The organism is Sphingopyxis sp. (genome assembly GCF_035686825.1).
Taxonomy (GTDB): Bacteria; Pseudomonadota; Alphaproteobacteria; order Sphingomonadales; family Sphingomonadaceae; genus Sphingopyxis.
Genome location: NZ_DASRYZ010000006.1, coordinates 102,088 through 119,303, shown reverse-complemented (window position 1 = coordinate 119,303; position 17,216 = coordinate 102,088). Strand labels below are relative to the sequence as shown.

Genomic DNA, 17,216 nt, shown 5'->3' with positions numbered 1-17,216 from the left:
AGGCGCGGTTTCGCGTCCTTTTTTGGGCCGAACAAGTCACTTGACGCTTTCGTCAACTCGGCGCACCTTTGACGCCATACAGAACTCGCTCAAGCGGGTCGTATTCCGGAGAGGCCGGCGTATTCCCCGACGCCGGTGGGAGAGGACGATGACCAGCGCAGCTGGCAAGTGGGATACACGAGGGCACATGGCCGCTTTGGCCGGGTGCCCTTTGCCATGTATGGTCGATTCCCCTCCCCTTACCACAATTTGAAAGTTGGGCGGCCCCGCACCTCGCGGGGTCGAAAAAGGGAGGCTATAGATGAAGTTCAAGGCACTGATCGGAACGTCGATCCTTGCGATGACGGTGGCGACGCCGGCATATGCGCAGGACGCGGCGGATGAAGTGGAACGCGATGCTTTCGGCGGCGAAATCGTCGTCACGGCGCAGCGCCAGTCGGAACGTCTGCAGGACGTGCCGATCGCGGTCAGCGCCTTTTCGACCGAGGCCCTCGAAGCGCAGCAGATCAAGACCCCGTCGGATCTTCAGCTGACCTTGCCCAACGTCACCTTCACCAAGACCAACTTCACCGGCGCCAGCTTCACGATCCGCGGCATCGGCGACCTTTGCGTCGGCACGACCTGCGACAGCGCGACCGCGATCCATCTGAACGGCGATCCGCTGTTTTCGACCCGCCTGTTCGAAACCGAATTCTTTGACCTCGAACGCGTCGAAGTGCTGCGCGGGCCGCAGGGCACGCTGTTCGGCCGCAACGCGACGTCGGGCGTGGTCAACGTGATCACCGCCAAGCCGAAGCTCGGCGTCTTCGAAGCCGCCGCCGAAGCCGAATATGGAAATTATGATTCCATGAAGGGCAAGGCGATGATCAACATCCCCTTGGGCGATACCGCGGGCATCCGCGTCGCGGGCATCTACCTCAACCGCGACGGCTATACGAAGAATGAGTTCCTCGACACGCGCATCGACGACCGCGACCTCTATTCGGTCCGCGGCTCTTTCCGCTGGGAGCCGACCGAGGATACCACCATCGACCTGCTCGCGTCCTATTTCCGCGAAAAGGACAAGCGCACGCGCATCCAGAAACAGCTCTGCCAGCGCGACCCCACCGGCATCCTCGGCTGTCTGAACGGCCGCCTCGACAACCAACCTTTCAACGGCAACGCGACCTTCACCGCCGCCCTGACCTCGCGCGAATTCCTCGCCATTCGCGGCATTCCGCAGGGCTTTGCGCTCGGCAGCCTTTATGGCCCCGACGTCTATGCCAATACGACGATCCCGTCGGATCCGCGGACGGTGAACACCGCCTATACGCCAAGCTATTTCACCAGCGAGCTGACGCTGCAGGGCCAGATCGAGCATAATTTCGGCCCGGTGTCGCTGCAGGTTTCGGGCCAGTATCAGAAGGTCAAGCTCGACGCGTCGCAGGACTATAACAGCAATGTCGGCGACCGCTCGCTTTACGCGGGCGGCCTCAACACGCTCGCCTTCTTCGCCGCGAACCCCATTCCGCTGGGGGTGGACTCCAGCGGCAACCCGATCCTGTCGAACACCTATTTCGGCCCGGTCGCCGCGGCGATCATTCCCGACGGCCCGAACGGCCAGCTCTGCACCTCGCTCGCCGAGGAAAGCGGCTATGGCAGCTTTGGCGGCAACAAGATCTGTAGCGATCAGTCGCTCCAGTTCGACCGGTCGAACCAGTATAACAGCAGCTGGTCCGCCGAAGCCATATTGTCGAGCGACCTCGATGGACCGTTCAACTTTCTGGTCGGCGGCATCTATGCCGATTATCATCTGACCGAGAACAGCTATTATGTGAACGCCTTTCCGATCGACTATCTGACCGGCGTATTGGGAGCCTTTACCGCGGCGACCAACCGCGTGCCCGACCCGGCCAATCCCGGGCAGACGATCGCCGCGCCGTTGCCGCCCTCGTTCCTCGCGACGCCTTTCTTCCGCAACAACACCGACGACCTGAAGATCACGTCGTACGGCCTGTTCGGCGAGGCCTATTTCGAGTTCAGCGACCGCCTCAAACTGACCGCCGGCCTGCGTTACAACAACGACAAGAAGAGCGTCAGGGCGCGTTCGACGCTGGCGAGCTTCCTCGCGCCGCATGGCGGAACGGGCAGCGCGTTCGATTCGCCGTTTGTCGGCTCGTTCGACGCCGACCCCGGCACGCCCGGCAATCAGATCATCCAGGAACGCACGGTGAAGTTCAACAAGCTGACCGGCCGCGCGGTGCTCGACTTCAAGGTCACCGAGGATAATCTTCTCTATGCCTCCTATTCGCGCGGCTATAAATCGGGCGGCATCAACCCGCCGCTGCAGCCGATCTTCGAAGTGCCCGAAAGCTTCAAGCCGGAACAGGTCGACGCGTTCGAAATCGGGTCGAAGAACACCTTCGGCAACGGCGCGCTCCAGCTGAACCTCACGGCCTTCTATTATAAATACAAGGACCTGCAGCTCAGCAAGATCGTCGCACGCACCGCGGTCAACGACAATGTCAGCGCCGACATCTATGGGTTCGAGGCCGAAGCCATTGTCCGACCCGACCCCGATGTCGTCGTCAACCTCGGCTTCAGCTATCTGCACAGCAAGGTCACCGACGACAAATTCACGAGCAACCCGCGCGACTTCGGCGGCGGCCGCAGCGATGCGGTGATCATCAAGGACATCACCAACGCCGCCAACTGCGCCGTGGCATCGACCTCGGGCAACGCCGCGGGGGTCAACGCCTTCGTGAACGGGGTCCAGCAGGTGATCAACGGCGGCTTCGTCCCCGGCGTAGCCGCTGGCGCAAACCTGCAACCGACGACGACCTTCCCGGCGGACGGCGGCATCGCATCGACCGGCGCCTTCAGCATCTGTTCCGTCATGGATGCTGCCGCCGCCGGCGCTTTCGCCCCGGCAGGGCTCGATCCGGCGGCCTTCGGCGGGATCGAATATTTCTCCGCCGGCGTTCCGGTCAATATCAAGGGCAACCAGCTGCCGCAGGCGCCGAACTACAAGTTCAGCGCCGGTATCCAATATACCGCGCGGCTGGGCGGCGGCGACATGAGCCTCGTCCCGCGCGTCGACCTTGCCTATACCGGTGAAAGCTATGGCAGCATCTTCAACGGCAACGTCAACCGCATCAAGGGCTATGCCCAGGTCAACGCCCAGCTGCAGCTGAACGGTCCCGACGACAAATGGTATGTCAAAGGCTTCATCCAGAACGTCTTCGATGCCAACAGCGTCACCGGCCTCTACATCACCGACCAGTCGTCGGGCAATTACACCAATATCTTCACCCTCGAACCGCGCCGCTACGGCATCGCGGCGGGCGTGCGATTCTGATCACCTAGGCGGCAACGCAAAAAAGCCCCGGCCTCTCATCGAGAGGCCGGGGTTTCTTTTGTCCTGCTGCCGCGGGGGCCGGGCGCTGACCGCCCGGCGCCGCGCGATCAGAATTTGTAGCGGATGGTTCCGCCATAGGTGCGCGGCTGGCTCGGATAGCCCGAGACGCTGCCCGCCTGCGCGACCGCCGGGAAGATCGTCGTCAGATACTGGGCGTTGGTGAGGTTGCGGCCCCAAACGCCGACGTCGATCCCGTTGGTCAGGCGAACCGTGAACGACGCGTTGAGCGAGTTCACTTCGCGCTTCAGGTTCTGCGCGACGCTCGCGGGGAATCCCGACAGGCCTTCGACGATCTGGACCGGGCTCTCATAGCTGTAGTCGACGTGCGCGATCGCCTTGGTCCCGCCCGCGAACTCGTGCGTATAGGTGCCACCCATCGACAGCGACAGTTCAGGAATACCGGCGGGCGTGGTGCCCGAGATATCGCCGAACGCCGAATTGACGAAGCTGTCATACTTCGCGTCGAGATAGGTCGCCGCCAGCGTCAGGTTGAGCCCGTCGACCGGGCGCACCGATCCGTCGAACTCGATCCCGAAGGTCGACTGCTTGCCCGCGTTGGCGAGCGCGAAGCCGGTGCCGGTGAAGACGTTCGACTGGAAGCCCTTGATCGACTGCTTGAACACCGCGACGTTCACCGCGGCGACGTCCCACTGGCCCTTCAGACCGAATTCGTAGACGGTCGATTCCTCGGGATTCGCGAAGCGCGAGCCCGAAACCAGGTTCGGAAGGCCGAGGCCGCCCGAGATGATCGCCGGCAGGTCTTCCGCGGTCGGACGGCTGTCACGCGACAGGTTGATCGAGCTCGCCTTGAAGCCCGTCGCATAGGTCGCATAGACGTTGACCGTGTCGGTGAGTTCATAGGCGGCGCGCACGCTGTACGAGAAGTCGCCGTCGTTCGTCTTGCCGCTCTCGACCGCGTTCGGAACGTTGAGGAAAGGCGGCAGGAACTGGAAGGGCGTCAGCGCGAGGAAGGGGTTGCCGACCGTCAACGGGTTGCCGTCGGCGGCGGCCTGCGCCGTCGTCAGATTGGCGTTGAGCTGGCCAAAAGCGGTCGCCTGCGCGTTGATCTGGCCAAAGATCGCCGGCTGGGCACCGGCAAAGGCCTGAATCTGGGCAGGGGTCGCAAGCGTGCCGGCCGGAAGGCCGAGCGCCTGACCGACACCGGTTGCAAGCGCCTGTCCCGCAATGACGCGGCCGCCGCTGCCGCGCAGGTCGATACCTGAGAAGGTGTCGCTGCTGACGACATTCGTCGAGAAGCGCTTGCGGTCCTTCGTATAATTGCCGCCCAGCGTCAGCGTCAGGCGGTCGGTGACTTCGAAATCGACAGTGCCGAAGATCGAGAAGGCCTCGTTCTTCATCTTATAGGCTTCGTCGAGCCCGTCACCCGCGCGGAAGAAGTCGCCCGTATAATCGGCCCCGTTCGCCGCGCCGAGAATAGCCTCGAGCGAGTTGACGTTCAGCGCATTCGCCGTCGATGCACGGATCAGCGCGTCGGCATAGGGCCGGAAATCGTCGCCGAACTTGATCGCGCTCTGCTGGTTGACCTTTTCATTGAAATAATAGCCGCCGAGCAGGAAGTTGATCGGGCCGTCGAAGTCCGACGTCAGGCGGATTTCCTGCGTGAAGGTGTCGATGTCGACATAGTCGCTCTTCTCGCCGATCAGGTCGGCGGCGGTGAAGTCCGAATCCTGGTTCGTGTCGGCGCGCACCTGGCGATAGGCGGTGATCGAAGTCAGCGCGAGATTGCCGAGATCATAGTCGATCTGCGCCGAACCGCCGTAATTCTCGATCTTATTCGACGACAGGAAATTATTGTAGACGTCGTAGGAGAAGGGGTTTTCGCGATCGACGCTGGTGCCGCCGGCGAGTGCGTCGGTGATCGCCACCGTCGGCCCGGCGATGACATTGCCCGCGATGCAGCAATTCTCGTCGATCTTGTCATAGTCGCCGATCAGGCGGATCGAGAGTGCGTCGGTCGGTTCGAACAAGAGCTGGCCGCGCACACCCCAGCGGTTGCGGTCGTTGACGTCGGTGTCGAGGTTCAGATCCTGCGCATAGCCGTCGCGGCGGTTGTAATTACCGCCGATCGAGAAGGCGACGGTGTCGCTGATCGGGCCCGTGATGTCGCCCTTGACGGTGATCGCGTCGTAATTGCCATAGGTGACTTCGGCCGAACCGCCGAATTCATATTGCGGCTTTTGCGTGACGATGCTGATCACGCCCGCCGACGCGTTCTTGCCGAACAGCGTCGATTGCGGGCCGCGCAGCACTTCGATGCGCTCGACGTTCGGAAGGTCGCCGATCTGCGCGGCCGAACGCGAGCGATAGACGCCGTCGATGAAGACGCCGACCGACGGCTCGATGCCCGCATTGTTCGCGCCGTTGCCGAAGCCGCGGATGATGAAGTTGGTGTTCGCGCTCGACTGGAGCTGCGAGACGCGCAGGCTGGGCACCGCGGTCTGGAGGTCGATCAGGTCGCGGATCTGCGCGTCTTCAAGCTGCGCCGCCGACGTCACCGAGACGGCGACCGGCGTGTCCTGCAGGGTCTGCGACCGCTTGCTCGCGGTGACGATGATGTCGTTGCCATAATCGGTATCGTCGACGGCCGTCCCGGCATCCGCCGGCGCGGCGGCATCCTGGGCGAAAGCATAAGCGGGGGTGGTGGCGGCGCACAGCATGGTGGCGCCCAACAGGATGTTGCGCAAAGTCATGATGATGTCTCTCTCTCTCTCCAAAACCACCGCAGCGCAGCCAAAGGCTTATCGGGAGATGCCCGGTAGTGACTGATCGGTCTAACGCACCGCCCCGCCGCGTCAACGCGCGCGCGCGTGAGCATCGGGCTTTTCCGTCTATTAGTGGCACAAAAGCAACAGTTTACGCTACGGAAGGCGTAATCGGACCGTCACAAAAATATGCCGAACAACGATAAGGGGAAGGTGGTGCCTGGGGACGGGATCGAACCGCCGACACTGCGATTTTCAGTCGCATGCTCTACCAACTGAGCTACCCAGGCGAACCGCGGCGGCCGGTCGGCCGCGCTGGCGAGCGGCGGCTATAGGCAGGGCTTTGCGTCCTGTCCAGCATCTTTCTTGGCGATTTATCCCTCGTCGAAACGATCGTCGTCGGCGGTGCCGTCGGGCGCCTGATCGGCCGGCACGCGATAGTCCTCGCCGAACCAGTTGAGGAGATCGCGGTCGCGGCAACCGCGGCTGCAAAAGGGCTTATATTCGGGGTCGCGCGGCTTGCCGCACAGCGGGCAGCGCGGAGGTTTACTGGGCATGGCCCGCTCCTTTGACGGCCGGATCCGCGATCAGGCGGACCGCGCGGCCGGTGCGATGTTGCAATGTTTCGATCCAGTGTGCCCGTGCGACGATATGGTCGATCACCCCGGAACGCGCGGTCAGCGTCAAGTCGCCCGCGCCCATCGCGCGTTCCGCCTGGCGCAGCAGCAGCACGGCATCGGTCGCGACCGGATCGAACCGGACCTGTTCGATCAGCGACGGCCGCTCGCGGCGGCGGACGATCTGCATGAAGCCGAAGCCGTTGACCGCGGTGCGCTCGAAAGGCTGCGGCAGCGCGGCGTCGATGGCGGCGTCGATCGCCTGCCGCCCCGCGCGATCGGGCACCGACGGGAAGTCGATGCCGATCGATCCGCCGATGTCGCAGCGACGGATAAGGCCCGCCGCTTGCCGCGCACCCGCCCGCGCAAGCGCCAGCGCGTCCCCCTCGCCGTCGATGTCGATCAGCAGCATCGCGGGGGTCGCATCGACCCACAGCGCACCACTCGCAAAGGGCCAGTGCCCGGAGCGGACACGGTCGATCAATTCGGACCAGCCCGCCTGTTCGAGCCGGTCGGGGCCGGCCGGTTGCAGCTCGGTGACGGCGATGCCCGTCGCCGCGATGCGCGTCCGAAGGTCGGGACCGTCACCGACCTTCGCATCCATCTCCGCCATCCGCGCCCGCGCCGGCTTGTCGCGGGCGCGCTCGCGCAGCGCCATGCGGGTGATTTCGGCCGTCAGCCGCGCCCCGGTCGAGGTCGACGGCGGCAGACCGGTCAGCGTCGCCTGCGGCGCGCCCGGCCAGTCGAGCGCGATCAACGCGCCCTTGCCGCTCCTGCCCGCCTCGACCAGCTTCGCGCCGACGATCGCGCCGACACGCGGCCCTTCGCCTTCGCGCTCGATCCGCGCCTCGACGATTTCGTCATCCTCGATCAGCGCCGCGCGCGCTTCGCCGATCCCGGCTTCATAGAGCCACTCAGCCAAGCGCGATTCCCGCGCTCGTCAAAAGCGCCCGCGTTTCGAAGAGCGGCAGGCCGACGACGTTCGAATGGCTGCCCGACAGGAAGCGCACGAAGGTTTCGGCGCGCCCCTGGATCGCATAGCCGCCCGCCTTGCCCATCCCCTCGCCCGTTTCGACATACCAGTCGATCTCGGCGGCGCTCAGCGCCTTGAAGGCGACGATCGTGTCGACGACGCGGACGCGCGGACGCTCATCGGTGCCGACGACGCAGACGCCCGACCAGACATGGTGGCGCCGCCCCGACAGCAAGGCGAGCATCCGCCGCAGATCGCCTTCGTCGGCCGGTTTTCCGAGGATGCGGCGCCCGACCGCCACCGTCGTATCGCCCGCGAGGACAACTTCGTCCGGCGCACGCGCGACCGCGAGCGCCTTGCCCCGCGCGAGCCGCGCGACATAGTCGCGCGGCAGCTCGCCCTTCAGCGGCGTCTCGTCGATTTCGGGGGCCGCGATCCGCGCGGGCTCCAGCCCGATCCGCCCCAGCAATTCGCGCCGGCGCGGCGAAGTCGAAGCCAGAACCAGCGCGGGCGATTTAGGGTTCAAACCCATGCCGCCGCGCTCACTTGAAGCGATAGGTGATCCGACCCTTGGTCAGGTCATAGGGGGTGAGTTCGACGAGCACTTCGTCGCCCACGAGAACGCGGATGCGGTTCTTGCGCATCTTGCCGGCCGTGTGGCCCAGAATCTCGTGATCATTTTCCAGTTTGACGCGAAACATCGCGTTGGGCAGCAGTTCGACCACTTGGCCGCGCATTTCCAGAAGTTCTTCTTTCGCCATCAATCCTCTATGGGCTCGAAATATCGGGATGGGCGCCCATAACCGCAATTTGCGGCAATTGAAAGCAATCTGTCACAGGCGTCATTCGACGAGGCGCAGCTTGCGCGCGGCGCGCCAGCCGACGGTCTTCATCCAGGCATAGCTCGGCCAGCGCGGCGGCATGGCGGGGTCGAGCCCCATGCGGCGCAGCGCGGCGTTGGCGGCATGCGCTTCGGACTCGCGATAACTCCATTCGCTGCGCCAGGTGATCGACAGCGAAATCGACGGCGCGTCGCCGTTGGCGACGAAATGCGGCGCCATCACGGGCATCAGCACCGCGTCGCCGGGACCGAGCGGCACCTGCTCCGCGTCGTCCTTATACGCCTCTTCCCACGGCAAATTGCGGTGCCCGCCGGTGTGATAGCGTTCGTGCTCGCGGCGGTGCGCGAAGCGCTCGTCGCCCGCGGGCCAGACGTTCATCACCTTCTGTCCCTTGAGCTGGAGCAGGATATTATGCTCGGGGTCGAAGTGGAACGGGGTGATCGACCCCGGCGACGAGATGAAGATGAATCCCTGCGGCGTCAGCATCGCACCGGTGCGCGGGGTCACAACGGGGTCGAGTTCGCCGAGCAGATCCATCAGCAGCGTGCGATAGGCCGCGACATTCTCGATATTCTTGAGCACCGCCCAGCTGCCGTTGCTGTCGATCGTGCGAATCGTCTCGCCAATCGACAGGCCGTTCGAGGGCACATCCTCGGGCCGGATGCCGATCGGCACATTGCCCGGATTATATTCGACCTCGCTTGCGGGCAGGCTTTCGCCGAGCACCGCGAGCGCCTCGATCGACAGCAAGGGATGGTCGGGAAGACGGTGGTGGAGCAATCCCGCGCGCTGCGGATAGAGCGCCGCCATCCGCTCGAGCGTTTCGGCGGGGAATACGGCGCGGTCGATCGGCTGGTGCGCGGTCATGTCGGGCTTTCTACTTCATTTGCGGGCGCGGCGGCACCCTTCCAGCGCCGCCACAGGCGCTCGGCCTTGTCCAGCATCGCAAAGCGCAGCCGGTCGGCGGGTGCCGACAGCGGCACATTGACCCAGACCAGCGAACGGCGTTCGCGCCAGACGCTGTCGATCATCGGGTGGCCGGCCGCGGCGCAACTGTCGACCCACGCGATCTTCGGATCGTCGAGCAGATCGAGATTCGCCTGCTGCAGCAGCACCCCGGGCGAAAAGCGGGCATAATCCTCGTCGAACGCGGTCTTGAAGGAAAAGCCCCCGGGCGAGCAAAGGAAGTTGACCAGCATCGCCAGCGGGCGGCCGTTCAGATCGAGCGCGCGCATGTCGAGCTTGCCCGCATCGGCCGCGCCGGTCAGCACCGCGCGGAACCATGCCTCGGTCTCGCCATGGCTGGCGAGCGCCGATCCGGCGCGCCCCTTCCAGCCTCGCGCCTCGAGGGTGAGGAAGGCGTCGATCCACGGGTCGAGCCCCTCGCCCGCCTGCCAGCGGCGAAGGCCGACCGCGCCCTGTTCGGCGAGCCGGTTCGCCTGGCGCCGCAATTCCTTGCGCTTCTTCGCGCGCACCGCCGCATCCCAATAATCGTCGGGCGACAGCGGGCTTTCGAGCAGCGCGCGTTCTTCGCGGTGCACCGTCCTCGCCTCGCCGCCGCGCACCCGCGCGACATCGACGAGCGCGCGGTGGAGCGGGCCGTCCTCGGTCAGGCGCGGCACATGCAGCAGCGTCCGCGCCCAGGGCGCGGCATCGCACCAGCCGAGCAGGATCGACCAGAACAGGCTTTCGAAGCCGGCGCGCACCAGCGGGGCGCCGTGGAAATGATTGGGGTGCGCCCAGCCGGTCACATGCCGCAGCGGCAGGCGTCCGTAATGGAGTGCGGACGCGACGGGCATCACGCCGATCACCGGCCCGTCGTTGCCGTCGCGTACCAGCACCAGCCGCGCATTCCGCTCGGGATCGAGCAAGTGGAGCGCCGATTGCAGGCACCAGCGTTCGGCAAAGGGATTGGGTTCGCTCGCCTCGCTCGCGAGCCCGTCCCACGCCGCCGCGAGATCGCCCGAAAGCGACAGCGGATCGACGACGCGCACCGTCAGCGGCGCGGCTTCGCCGGCGCTCGTCGAAAAGGCGGGATGGACCGTCATCGGCAAGAGATTAGCAGCGAAGCGTTAAGATGGCGTGGCGATTCGTCCGAGGAAATTCCGCAGCCTGCGTGGTCGAAACGGTCGGTTTCGACCGGATTGCGGACTTCAATCTTATCTGCAAATCTTCCGAAATGCGGACGGTCTGCTTCACTGTTTCCGTAGTTGCCCTTCTCTCGGCGGACGCGGCTGCAATGCAACTACCCGCCCCAAATTGCCCTAGCGCAATCCGATACTGGAATGAGGCTGTCGATTGTCAGATAAGCGAGGCGATTTCCCCACTGACGTGGGCCGATGGCTTCTCCAAAGGCACCTCCACCCCACGCCAAAGCTGGAACGCCGTAAAGCTTAATGGACCTTGCCCCAAATATAGCACGACGCCGCGAGAGTGGCGGATATCGGACGTCATCCAAAACCGACAAATTGTGACGGTGAAAGAGATTGTCCGTCGCGTGGATATGGATGGCCGATACACCGGCGAGTATACGGTTTCAAAAGCGCGATATGTTTGCGAGCGCCGTCGAGGGCAGTGGCGTATCTTTTCCAAGGAAGTGGTGTCGGCCGCCGAAGGCATAAACGCAGCCACCGCGAGCCAGTATCAAACCGACAGACGATAGTGAAAGGGTGCGATTGACTTCTTGTCCGCTTCCCACCCCGAACCCACATCGCCGTGCGACGGGGCTTTTTCAATCCAGCGCCGCGGCCAGCCGCTGGCGCAGCGCGACAAGCGCCTCGACCGGAATCCCCGCCCCCCGCGCCGGCGCACCGGCATCGGGCGTCTCGCGCATCGAGGCCGCGCGCGGCGCGGGCGCCGCGCCTGCCTCGGATGCCGGTTCGGACAGCGCCTTGCGCGCGCCCTCCACGGTAAAGCCCCGTACATGCAGCAAATGGTGGATGCGCTCGGCGAGCGCGACATCTTCGGCGCGGTAATAGCGGCGGCGGCCCGAACGCTGGAGCGGCTTCAACTGCGGGAAACGCGTTTCCCAATATCGCAGCACATGCGTCGGCACGCCGATGCGAACCGCAAGTTCGCCGATCGCCAGCATGGCACCCGCCGCCTTGCCGTCATCGCCGACCATGTCAGACCGCGGCATCGATAAGGCGGAACCTATTTGCCGGCAACGCGCGCTCGCATCGTCTGGCTGGCGCGAAAGGTCATCACGCGCCGCGGCAGGATCGGAACCTCGATCCCCGTCTTGGGATTGCGGCCGATCCGCTGCGCCTTGTCGCGCAGCACGAAAGTCCCGAAGCCCGAAATCTTCACATTCTGCCCGACCGCGAGCGCGTCCGACATATGGTCGAGAATCGATTCGACGATCGCCGCCGATTCATTGCGCGACAAGCCGATCTGCTGGTTGATGCGGCTGGCGATATCGGCTCGCGTAAGCGTCCCTGCGGTCATGTTGATCCCTTCCCCCTCTGAAGCGAAAATATGCTGCCGGTTCTCTAACAGCCCCCACCGTCACGAGTCCCGTTACGCATATGTAACAAATCCGAATTAATCCGCCAAACTGAAACGGATGGAAGGAGAAGTTGACGCGCCGGAACGAAGGTTCAGACGCGCAGCACCGCCGCGCCCCAGGTGAAGCCGCCGCCCATCGCTTCGAGCACGACCAGGTCGCCGCGCTTGATCCGCCCGTCGCGCACCGCGAGGTCGAGCGCGAGCGGCACCGATGCGGCCGACGTATTGGCGTGCTGGTCGACCGTCAGCACGACGCGTTCGGCCGGCAAACCCAGCTTTTTCGCGGTCGCGTCGATGATGCGCTTGTTCGCCTGATGCGGCACGACCCAGTCGATCTGCTCGGCCGACAGGCCGATCTCTTCCATCACCTCGGCCAGCACCGACGCCAGATTGGTGACCGCGTGGCGGAACACTTCGCGGCCCTGCATCCGGACATGGCCGACCGTGCCCGTCGTCGACGGCCCTCCGTCGACATAGAGCATGTCCGAATATTTGCCCTCGGCATGGAGCCGCGTCGCGAGGATACCGCGGTCGTCGGCGACCTCTTCGGCCGACAGCACGATCGCGCCCGCGCCGTCGCCGAACAGCACGCAGGTCGTGCGGTCCTCCCAGTCGAGGATGCGGCTGAACGTCTCGCTGCCGATCACCAGCGCGTGCTTCGCCGCGCCGGTGCGCAGCATCGAATCGGCGACCGACACCGCATAGAGAAAGCCCGAGCAGACCGCGGCGACGTCGAAGGCGATGCAGTCGGGCGACCCGAGCAACGCCTGCACCTTGGTGGCGCTCGCCGGAAACGTGTTATCGGGGGTCGCGGTCGCGACGATGATCAGCCCGATGTCCGAAGGTTCGAGCCCCGCGGCGGCGAGCGCCTGCTTCGCCGCATCGGCGCCGAGTGTCGCGGTCGTCTCGTCGGGTTCGGCGATATGGCGGAAACGGATGCCGGTGCGCTCGACGATCCATTCGTCGCTGGTGTCGACGCGGCTCGCGAGTTCGGCGTTCGAGACGCGCGTGCGCGGCAGCGCCGATCCGGTGCCGGCGAGGATCGCGCGCAGCGTCATGCCGCGTCGCCGCTGCGGAAATTCGCGAGATCCTCGGTCACCTGGCGCGTGATATCCTTTTCAATGAGCTCGGCGCACAGGTGGACGCAGTTCGCGACCCCCTTCGCATCGGCGCTGCCATGGCTCTTGAGCACCACGCCGTTGAGGCCGAGGAACACCGCGCCATTGTGATTATTGGGGTCGAGGTGATGCTTGAGCAATTCGGTTGCGGGGCGCGAGATCAGGAAACCGATCTTCGAGCGCGTCGAACTGGTGAAGGCGCGGCGGAGCAGGTCGGTGACGAAGCGCGCCGTCCCCTCGATCGTCTTCAGCGCGATATTGCCCGAAAACCCGTCATGGACGATCACGTCGACATTGCCGCGCGACAATTTGTCGCCCTCGATAAAGCCGGTGAACTCCATCGGCAGCCCGTGTGCCTCGCGCAGCCGCGCCGCGGCGTCGCGGATCTCGCCGGTGCCCTTCAGCTCCTCGGTGCCGATATTGAGCAACGCGACGCGCGGGCGTTCGAGCCCCATCGCGGTGCGCGCATAGGCGGCGCCCATGACCGCGAACTGGATCAGGTTGTTGGCATCGCAATCGGTGTTGGCGCCCAGGTCGAGCATGACGACGTCATTGTCGCCGAGCGTCGGCAGCAGCGCCGCGAGCGCCGGCCGGTCGATCCCCGGCATGGTGCGCAGCGCGAGCTTCGCCATCGCCATCAGCGCGCCGGTGTTGCCCGCCGACACGGCGCCGCCGGCGTCGCCGCGCTTCACCGCGTCGATCGCGAGCCCCATCGAGGTGCCCTTCGCCTTGCGCAGCGCCTGGCTCGGCTTGTCCTCGCCCGACACCACGCCGTCGGTGTGGAGGATGTCCGACGCCGCGCGCAGGTTCGGGTGATGGTCGAGCGCCGCCTTGATCTGCTCCTCGTCGCCGACGAGGATGAAGCGGAGGCCGTCGTGCTTGTGGCGCGCCATCGCGGCGCCGGCGAGCATCATGCGCACGCCGACGTCACCGCCCATCGCATCGATTGCGATTCGCGGTGTCATTGCCATCTAATGCCCTCCGGCCTGTTTATTACGCGCCGACCGACACCACTTCGCGGCCGTTATAATGACCGCAGGCGTTGCAAAGGTTGTGCGGGCGCTTCAGCTCGCCGCAGTTCGGGCATTCCTGAAAGGCTTCGACCTTCAGGCTGTCGTGGCTGCGACGCATGCCGCGCTTCGAGGGCGAGGTTTTTCGCTTGGGAACGGCCATGATTTTTCCTGCATTCTCAAATGTTGTGTCACGAATCGGCTACCCGGATTTGTCCTTCCCGTTGCCGGAAATGACTGGCCCGCCCGCCGCGCCGAAGCCCATTCCCGCCCAGATGACGCAGGAAAAATCTTCCGCCGGAAGGTGCCTCAACGCCAGATGGTGTCGGGTGCCGGATCGGGCGCGGCTATAGCGTTTTTGCCCGCAAAGGCAAGCCCATTGCGCGCACGAACGGCTGCGACTTCATTCGACGGCACAAGCTTGCCCTGCTCCCCCGGCAATGCCACATCTCTCCCACCGCCGGACCAGCCGGCCAAAGGGGGAAAGTAAATGATCATCTTGCCGATCAGCCTGACGATCGCCGCCGGCGCGGCGCTGCTCAACCTGTGGCTCGCGCTCCGCGTCGGCCGCGTGCGCACCCGCGAAAAGGTCTTCATTGGCGACGGCGGCAACGATCTTTTGACCCGCCGGATGCGCGCGCACAGCAATTTCGTCGAAAACACCGCCTTCGTGCTGATCCTGCTCGCGCTCGTCGAATTGGGCTTCGGCTCGTCGATGTGGCTGTGGGGCGTCGGCGCGCTCTATCTCGTCGGCCGCATCCTCCACGCGCTCGGCATGGACGGGATGATGTGGGCCCGCATGGTCGGCACGGTCGTCACCATGCTCACCCAGCTCGGCCTCGCGCTCACCGCGCTCGCGATCGTCTATCTCACGCCGGTGAGCATTACGGCGACCGAGGTCGAAACGGTGGCAGCGACGCCGCGCTGATCGGGCCTAGCCGCCCAGCGCCATATCACTCACGAACGGGTTCGTCCGCCGTTCGTGCGCGAAATTGCTGTGCGCGCCGTGCCCCGGCAGAAAGGTCGTGTCGCCGCCGAGCGGCCACAGCTTGCCGGTGATCGAATCGAGCAATTGCTGATGATTGCCGCGCGGAAAATCGGTGCGCCCGATCGATCCCTGAAAGATCACGTCGCCGACGATCGCGAGTTTCGACGGCGCGTGGTGAAACACGACATGCCCCGGCGTATGCCCCGGGCAGTGGATCACGTCGATCTCGAGATTGCCGACGGTCACCGTGTCGCCATCGACCAGCCAGCGGTCGGGTTCGAACGTCTCGCCGACCATCCCGAAACGCGCGCCATCCTCGGCAAACGCCTCGATCCAGAAACGGTCGTCCTCGTGCGGCCCTTCGATCGGCACGCCCAGTTCCTTCGCGAGCATCCCCGCCTGCCCGCAATGGTCCATATGGCCATGGGTGACGAGGATCTTCTCGACCTCGACCCCCGTCTGTTTGACCGCTTCCTTGAGCTTGGGGAGGTCGCCGCCGGGATCGACAAAGGCCGCCTTGTTGGTCGCGGTGCACCACAGCAAGGTGCAATTCTGCTGGAAAGCGGTGACCGGCACGATCGCCGCGCGCATCGGAGGATTGGGGGAAGGATTGGGAGCGTTCATGGCGCTCGATGTGGGGAAAAGCGGCGCGAATGGCAAGGGTAGCGGCATTCGGGCCGGTAGCGGCCCTCATATTCCTCGTCACCCCGGGCTTGACCCGGGGCCTGCCCTGTCTTTTCGACGTTGAGCAGGAAGAAGGCGGGTCCCGAGTCAAGCCCGGGATGGCGAATTAGGGGAGGTCCGCGCCCACCCAGAAACCGCCACCGCCCCTCACCGCAGCGTCATCGTATCCCCCTCGACATTCACCGTATCGAGCTTCGCCAGAAAGCTCTGCCCGAGCAGCGACACGCCCATATCGGCGTCGATCACCGCCGCCGGAACCTGCCGCACCTCGATCCCTTCGACCACGACGCTGCCGAGCGTCACGGTGCGCATCGGCACGTCGCCGCCCGCGGTGCGCGCCATGCCGCCGATCGGCAGGCTGTCGACGTCGATGCCGATCGCCTCGGCATCGCGGCGCGTCAGCGCGACGATCGACGCGCCGCTGTCGACCAGCATCCGGATGTTGGTGCCGTCGACCTCGGTATCGGCATAGAAATGCGAATCGCCCGACCGGCCGAGGCGCACTTCGCCGCCCGAGGCCCTTGCGCCCGGCGCCGAAGACCCCGACGACCAAGCGCCGCGCTCGCGCTTTCGTGTCGTCCAGTTGCTGTCGTGCTGCGTCTCCGCCGGCACGCGCGCGCCGTCACCGTCGCCGGCCGAACGGCTGGCGACGCTCGCCACGCCGACCGACACCGCCGTGATGGCGATCGCCAAGCCAAGAAAACGCCCGATCATGGGCACACTTGTCGCAGATTCGGGTTGGAGATTGGTTAAGCGGGTTCGTGCCGCTCGATGAAGGCGCGCCAGGTCGGCGCGTCGCCACGGATGCTGTAGGCGATCCGCGCGCAGGCATAGGGACGCCCGGGGCGATTGTCGGCCTCGCGCGCCGTCGTCGGCCACACACCCTCGCCGCTTCCACCCGCCGACCAGCAGACGAGCGCCTCGGCCTCCTGTCCCGCCTCGATCGCCGCGCGATCGGCGGCGCTCATCGACGCGGATGCGTCCCAGCCGAGGATGGCGCGATGCCGAAATCCCTTCGACAGCAGCGCATGACGGAAGGGGCTGTCGCGGTCGCCGAGCAGGCGCTTTATGCGCTCGCGATCGGCGGCGGCCAGCCATTTCCCGCCCAGCAGCGGCCCCCACCGCGCCTCGTCACCCGAGCGCAGCGCATCGGCAAGCTCGCCGGCCGCCGCCTCGAAACGCGGCGTCCAGACCGACTCCTTCGCCAGCGGCGCCAGGGCGGCGGCGGGCGCGGGCGCTTCGGGCGCGACGGGCAATAAGGAGGTCGGCGCCGCAGCGGCGGCGGACAGGGCGAAAGCGGCGGCAAGCGCCGACGAAATCAGCAGGGCGCGCATGGCCGCACCCTAGCAGCAAAGCC

At 65.4% G+C, this 17,216-nt stretch carries 18 protein-coding genes and 1 tRNA gene; 3 read left to right on the top strand and 16 right to left on the bottom strand.

All coding sequences use genetic code 11. The features are described 5' to 3' along the window. The first annotated feature begins 301 nt into the window (after nt 1-301). Nucleotides 302-3,337, top strand: coding sequence for a TonB-dependent receptor (locus tag VFG17_RS14010; RefSeq protein WP_325029999.1), 3,036 nt, complete (start codon nt 302-304; stop codon nt 3,335-3,337). Between the two features lie 107 nt (nt 3,338-3,444). Here the strand turns inward: VFG17_RS14010 and VFG17_RS14005 are convergent, their stop codons facing one another. The 8 genes from VFG17_RS14005 to VFG17_RS13970 form a co-directional block, all read right to left on the bottom strand. Further along, a complete protein-coding gene (locus tag VFG17_RS14005) occupies nt 3,445-6,108 on the bottom strand; it encodes a TonB-dependent receptor (RefSeq protein WP_325029998.1) in 2,664 nt (887 codons plus the stop codon). A 226-nt stretch (nt 6,109-6,334) separates the two neighbouring features. Next, nucleotides 6,335-6,410, bottom strand: a tRNA-Phe gene (locus VFG17_RS14000). Nucleotides 6,411-6,494: 84 nt separating this feature from the next. Beyond that, nucleotides 6,495-6,677 (bottom strand): DNA gyrase inhibitor YacG, encoded by a 183-nt coding sequence (locus VFG17_RS13995; protein ID WP_037556792.1) that lies wholly within the window; start codon nt 6,675-6,677, stop codon nt 6,495-6,497. Then, entirely contained in the window at nt 6,667-7,659 is a 993-nt protein-coding gene (locus VFG17_RS13990) for a ribonuclease (RefSeq protein ID WP_325029997.1), read from the bottom strand. Before VFG17_RS13990 ends, VFG17_RS13995 begins: the two co-directional genes overlap by 11 nt. Next, complete coding sequence (locus tag VFG17_RS13985; protein ID WP_325029996.1) at nt 7,652-8,242, bottom strand: Maf family protein; 591 nt, start codon at nt 8,240-8,242, stop codon at nt 7,652-7,654. Before VFG17_RS13985 ends, VFG17_RS13990 begins: the two co-directional genes overlap by 8 nt. A gap of 10 nt (nt 8,243-8,252) precedes the next feature. Next, the gene (gene infA / locus VFG17_RS13980; protein WP_010162480.1) at nt 8,253-8,471 is read right to left on the bottom strand and encodes a translation initiation factor IF-1; all 219 of its coding nucleotides are present in this window, start codon (nt 8,469-8,471) and stop codon (nt 8,253-8,255) included. 81 nt (nt 8,472-8,552) lie between these two features. Then, nucleotides 8,553-9,419, bottom strand: a complete 867-nt coding sequence (locus VFG17_RS13975; RefSeq protein ID WP_325029995.1) for a transcriptional regulator — start codon at nt 9,417-9,419, stop codon at nt 8,553-8,555. Then, the gene (locus VFG17_RS13970; RefSeq protein ID WP_325029994.1) at nt 9,416-10,600 is read right to left on the bottom strand and encodes a GNAT family N-acetyltransferase; all 1,185 of its coding nucleotides are present in this window, start codon (nt 10,598-10,600) and stop codon (nt 9,416-9,418) included. Before VFG17_RS13970 ends, VFG17_RS13975 begins: the two co-directional genes overlap by 4 nt. A 68-nt stretch (nt 10,601-10,668) precedes the next feature. Between VFG17_RS13970 and VFG17_RS13965 the strand changes: the two genes are divergently transcribed. Continuing rightward, nucleotides 10,669-11,214, top strand: a complete 546-nt coding sequence (locus VFG17_RS13965) for a hypothetical protein (protein ID WP_325029993.1) — start codon at nt 10,669-10,671, stop codon at nt 11,212-11,214. 69 nt (nt 11,215-11,283) lie between these two features. Here the strand turns inward: VFG17_RS13965 and VFG17_RS13960 are convergent, their stop codons facing one another. From VFG17_RS13960 to rpmF, 5 genes are all read right to left on the bottom strand, one after another. Further along, entirely contained in the window at nt 11,284-11,691 is a 408-nt protein-coding gene (locus VFG17_RS13960) for a MerR family transcriptional regulator (RefSeq protein WP_325029992.1), read from the bottom strand. Nucleotides 11,692-11,705: 14 nt separating this feature from the next. Next, nucleotides 11,706-11,999 carry an integration host factor subunit alpha gene (locus VFG17_RS13955; RefSeq protein WP_037556786.1) on the bottom strand — a complete coding sequence of 98 codons (294 nt, stop codon included), beginning with the start codon at nt 11,997-11,999 and terminating at the stop codon, nt 11,706-11,708. A gap of 152 nt (nt 12,000-12,151) precedes the next feature. Further along, on the bottom strand, nt 12,152-13,117 hold the full coding sequence (locus VFG17_RS13950) for a beta-ketoacyl-ACP synthase III (RefSeq protein ID WP_325029991.1): 966 nt from the start codon (nt 13,115-13,117) through the stop codon (nt 12,152-12,154). Next, a complete protein-coding gene (plsX, locus tag VFG17_RS13945) occupies nt 13,114-14,148 on the bottom strand; it encodes a phosphate acyltransferase PlsX (protein ID WP_325029990.1) in 1,035 nt (344 codons plus the stop codon). The genes VFG17_RS13950 and plsX overlap by 4 nt, the downstream gene beginning before the upstream one ends. A 22-nt stretch (nt 14,149-14,170) precedes the next feature. Next, complete coding sequence (gene rpmF / locus VFG17_RS13940) at nt 14,171-14,350, bottom strand: 50S ribosomal protein L32 (protein WP_011541714.1); 180 nt, start codon at nt 14,348-14,350, stop codon at nt 14,171-14,173. A gap of 327 nt (nt 14,351-14,677) precedes the next feature. Here rpmF and VFG17_RS13935 point away from each other — a divergent pair, with 327 nt between their 5' ends. Further along, complete coding sequence (locus VFG17_RS13935) at nt 14,678-15,115, top strand: MAPEG family protein (RefSeq protein WP_325029989.1); 438 nt, start codon at nt 14,678-14,680, stop codon at nt 15,113-15,115. A gap of 6 nt (nt 15,116-15,121) precedes the next feature. Here the strand turns inward: VFG17_RS13935 and VFG17_RS13930 are convergent, their stop codons facing one another. The 3 genes from VFG17_RS13930 to VFG17_RS13920 all read right to left on the bottom strand — a co-directional run bounded on the left by VFG17_RS13930 (nt 15,122) and on the right by VFG17_RS13920 (nt 17,193). After that, the gene (locus tag VFG17_RS13930; RefSeq protein WP_325029988.1) at nt 15,122-15,799 is read right to left on the bottom strand and encodes an MBL fold metallo-hydrolase; all 678 of its coding nucleotides are present in this window, start codon (nt 15,797-15,799) and stop codon (nt 15,122-15,124) included. 207 nt (nt 15,800-16,006) lie between these two features. Next, nucleotides 16,007-16,552, bottom strand: coding sequence for a retropepsin-like aspartic protease family protein (locus VFG17_RS13925; RefSeq protein ID WP_325029987.1), 546 nt, complete (start codon nt 16,550-16,552; stop codon nt 16,007-16,009). Between the two features lie 56 nt (nt 16,553-16,608). Next, a complete protein-coding gene (locus VFG17_RS13920) occupies nt 16,609-17,193 on the bottom strand; it encodes a hypothetical protein (protein WP_325029986.1) in 585 nt (194 codons plus the stop codon). Between the last annotated feature and the right edge of the window lie 23 nt (nt 17,194-17,216).

Excerpts from the sequence above, each read along its gene's own strand:
- VFG17_RS13930 (WP_325029988.1), bottom strand. The coding sequence starts at position 15,799 with ATGAACGCTCCCAATCCTTCCCCCAATCCTCCGATGCGCGCGGCGATC.
- VFG17_RS13960 (WP_325029992.1), bottom strand. The coding sequence starts at position 11,691 with ATGCCGCGGTCTGACATGGTCGGCGATGACGGCAAGGCGGCGGGTGCC.
- VFG17_RS13995 (WP_037556792.1), bottom strand. The coding sequence starts at position 6,677 with ATGCCCAGTAAACCTCCGCGCTGCCCGCTGTGCGGCAAGCCGCGCGAC.
- VFG17_RS13975 (WP_325029995.1), bottom strand. The coding sequence starts at position 9,419 with ATGACCGCGCACCAGCCGATCGACCGCGCCGTATTCCCCGCCGAAACG.
- VFG17_RS13935 (WP_325029989.1), top strand. The coding sequence starts at position 14,678 with ATGATCATCTTGCCGATCAGCCTGACGATCGCCGCCGGCGCGGCGCTG.
- VFG17_RS13950 (WP_325029991.1), bottom strand. The coding sequence starts at position 13,117 with ATGACGCTGCGCGCGATCCTCGCCGGCACCGGATCGGCGCTGCCGCGC.
- VFG17_RS13920 (WP_325029986.1), bottom strand. The coding sequence starts at position 17,193 with ATGCGCGCCCTGCTGATTTCGTCGGCGCTTGCCGCCGCTTTCGCCCTG.
- VFG17_RS14005 (WP_325029998.1), bottom strand. The coding sequence starts at position 6,108 with ATGACTTTGCGCAACATCCTGTTGGGCGCCACCATGCTGTGCGCCGCC.
- rpmF (WP_011541714.1), bottom strand. The coding sequence starts at position 14,350 with ATGGCCGTTCCCAAGCGAAAAACCTCGCCCTCGAAGCGCGGCATGCGT.
- VFG17_RS13970 (WP_325029994.1), bottom strand. The coding sequence starts at position 10,600 with ATGACGGTCCATCCCGCCTTTTCGACGAGCGCCGGCGAAGCCGCGCCG.
- VFG17_RS13985 (WP_325029996.1), bottom strand. The coding sequence starts at position 8,242 with ATGGGTTTGAACCCTAAATCGCCCGCGCTGGTTCTGGCTTCGACTTCG.
- VFG17_RS14010 (WP_325029999.1), top strand. The coding sequence starts at position 302 with ATGAAGTTCAAGGCACTGATCGGAACGTCGATCCTTGCGATGACGGTG.
- plsX (WP_325029990.1), bottom strand. The coding sequence starts at position 14,148 with ATGGCAATGACACCGCGAATCGCAATCGATGCGATGGGCGGTGACGTC.
- infA (WP_010162480.1), bottom strand. The coding sequence starts at position 8,471 with ATGGCGAAAGAAGAACTTCTGGAAATGCGCGGCCAAGTGGTCGAACTG.
- VFG17_RS13955 (WP_037556786.1), bottom strand. The coding sequence starts at position 11,999 with ATGACCGCAGGGACGCTTACGCGAGCCGATATCGCCAGCCGCATCAAC.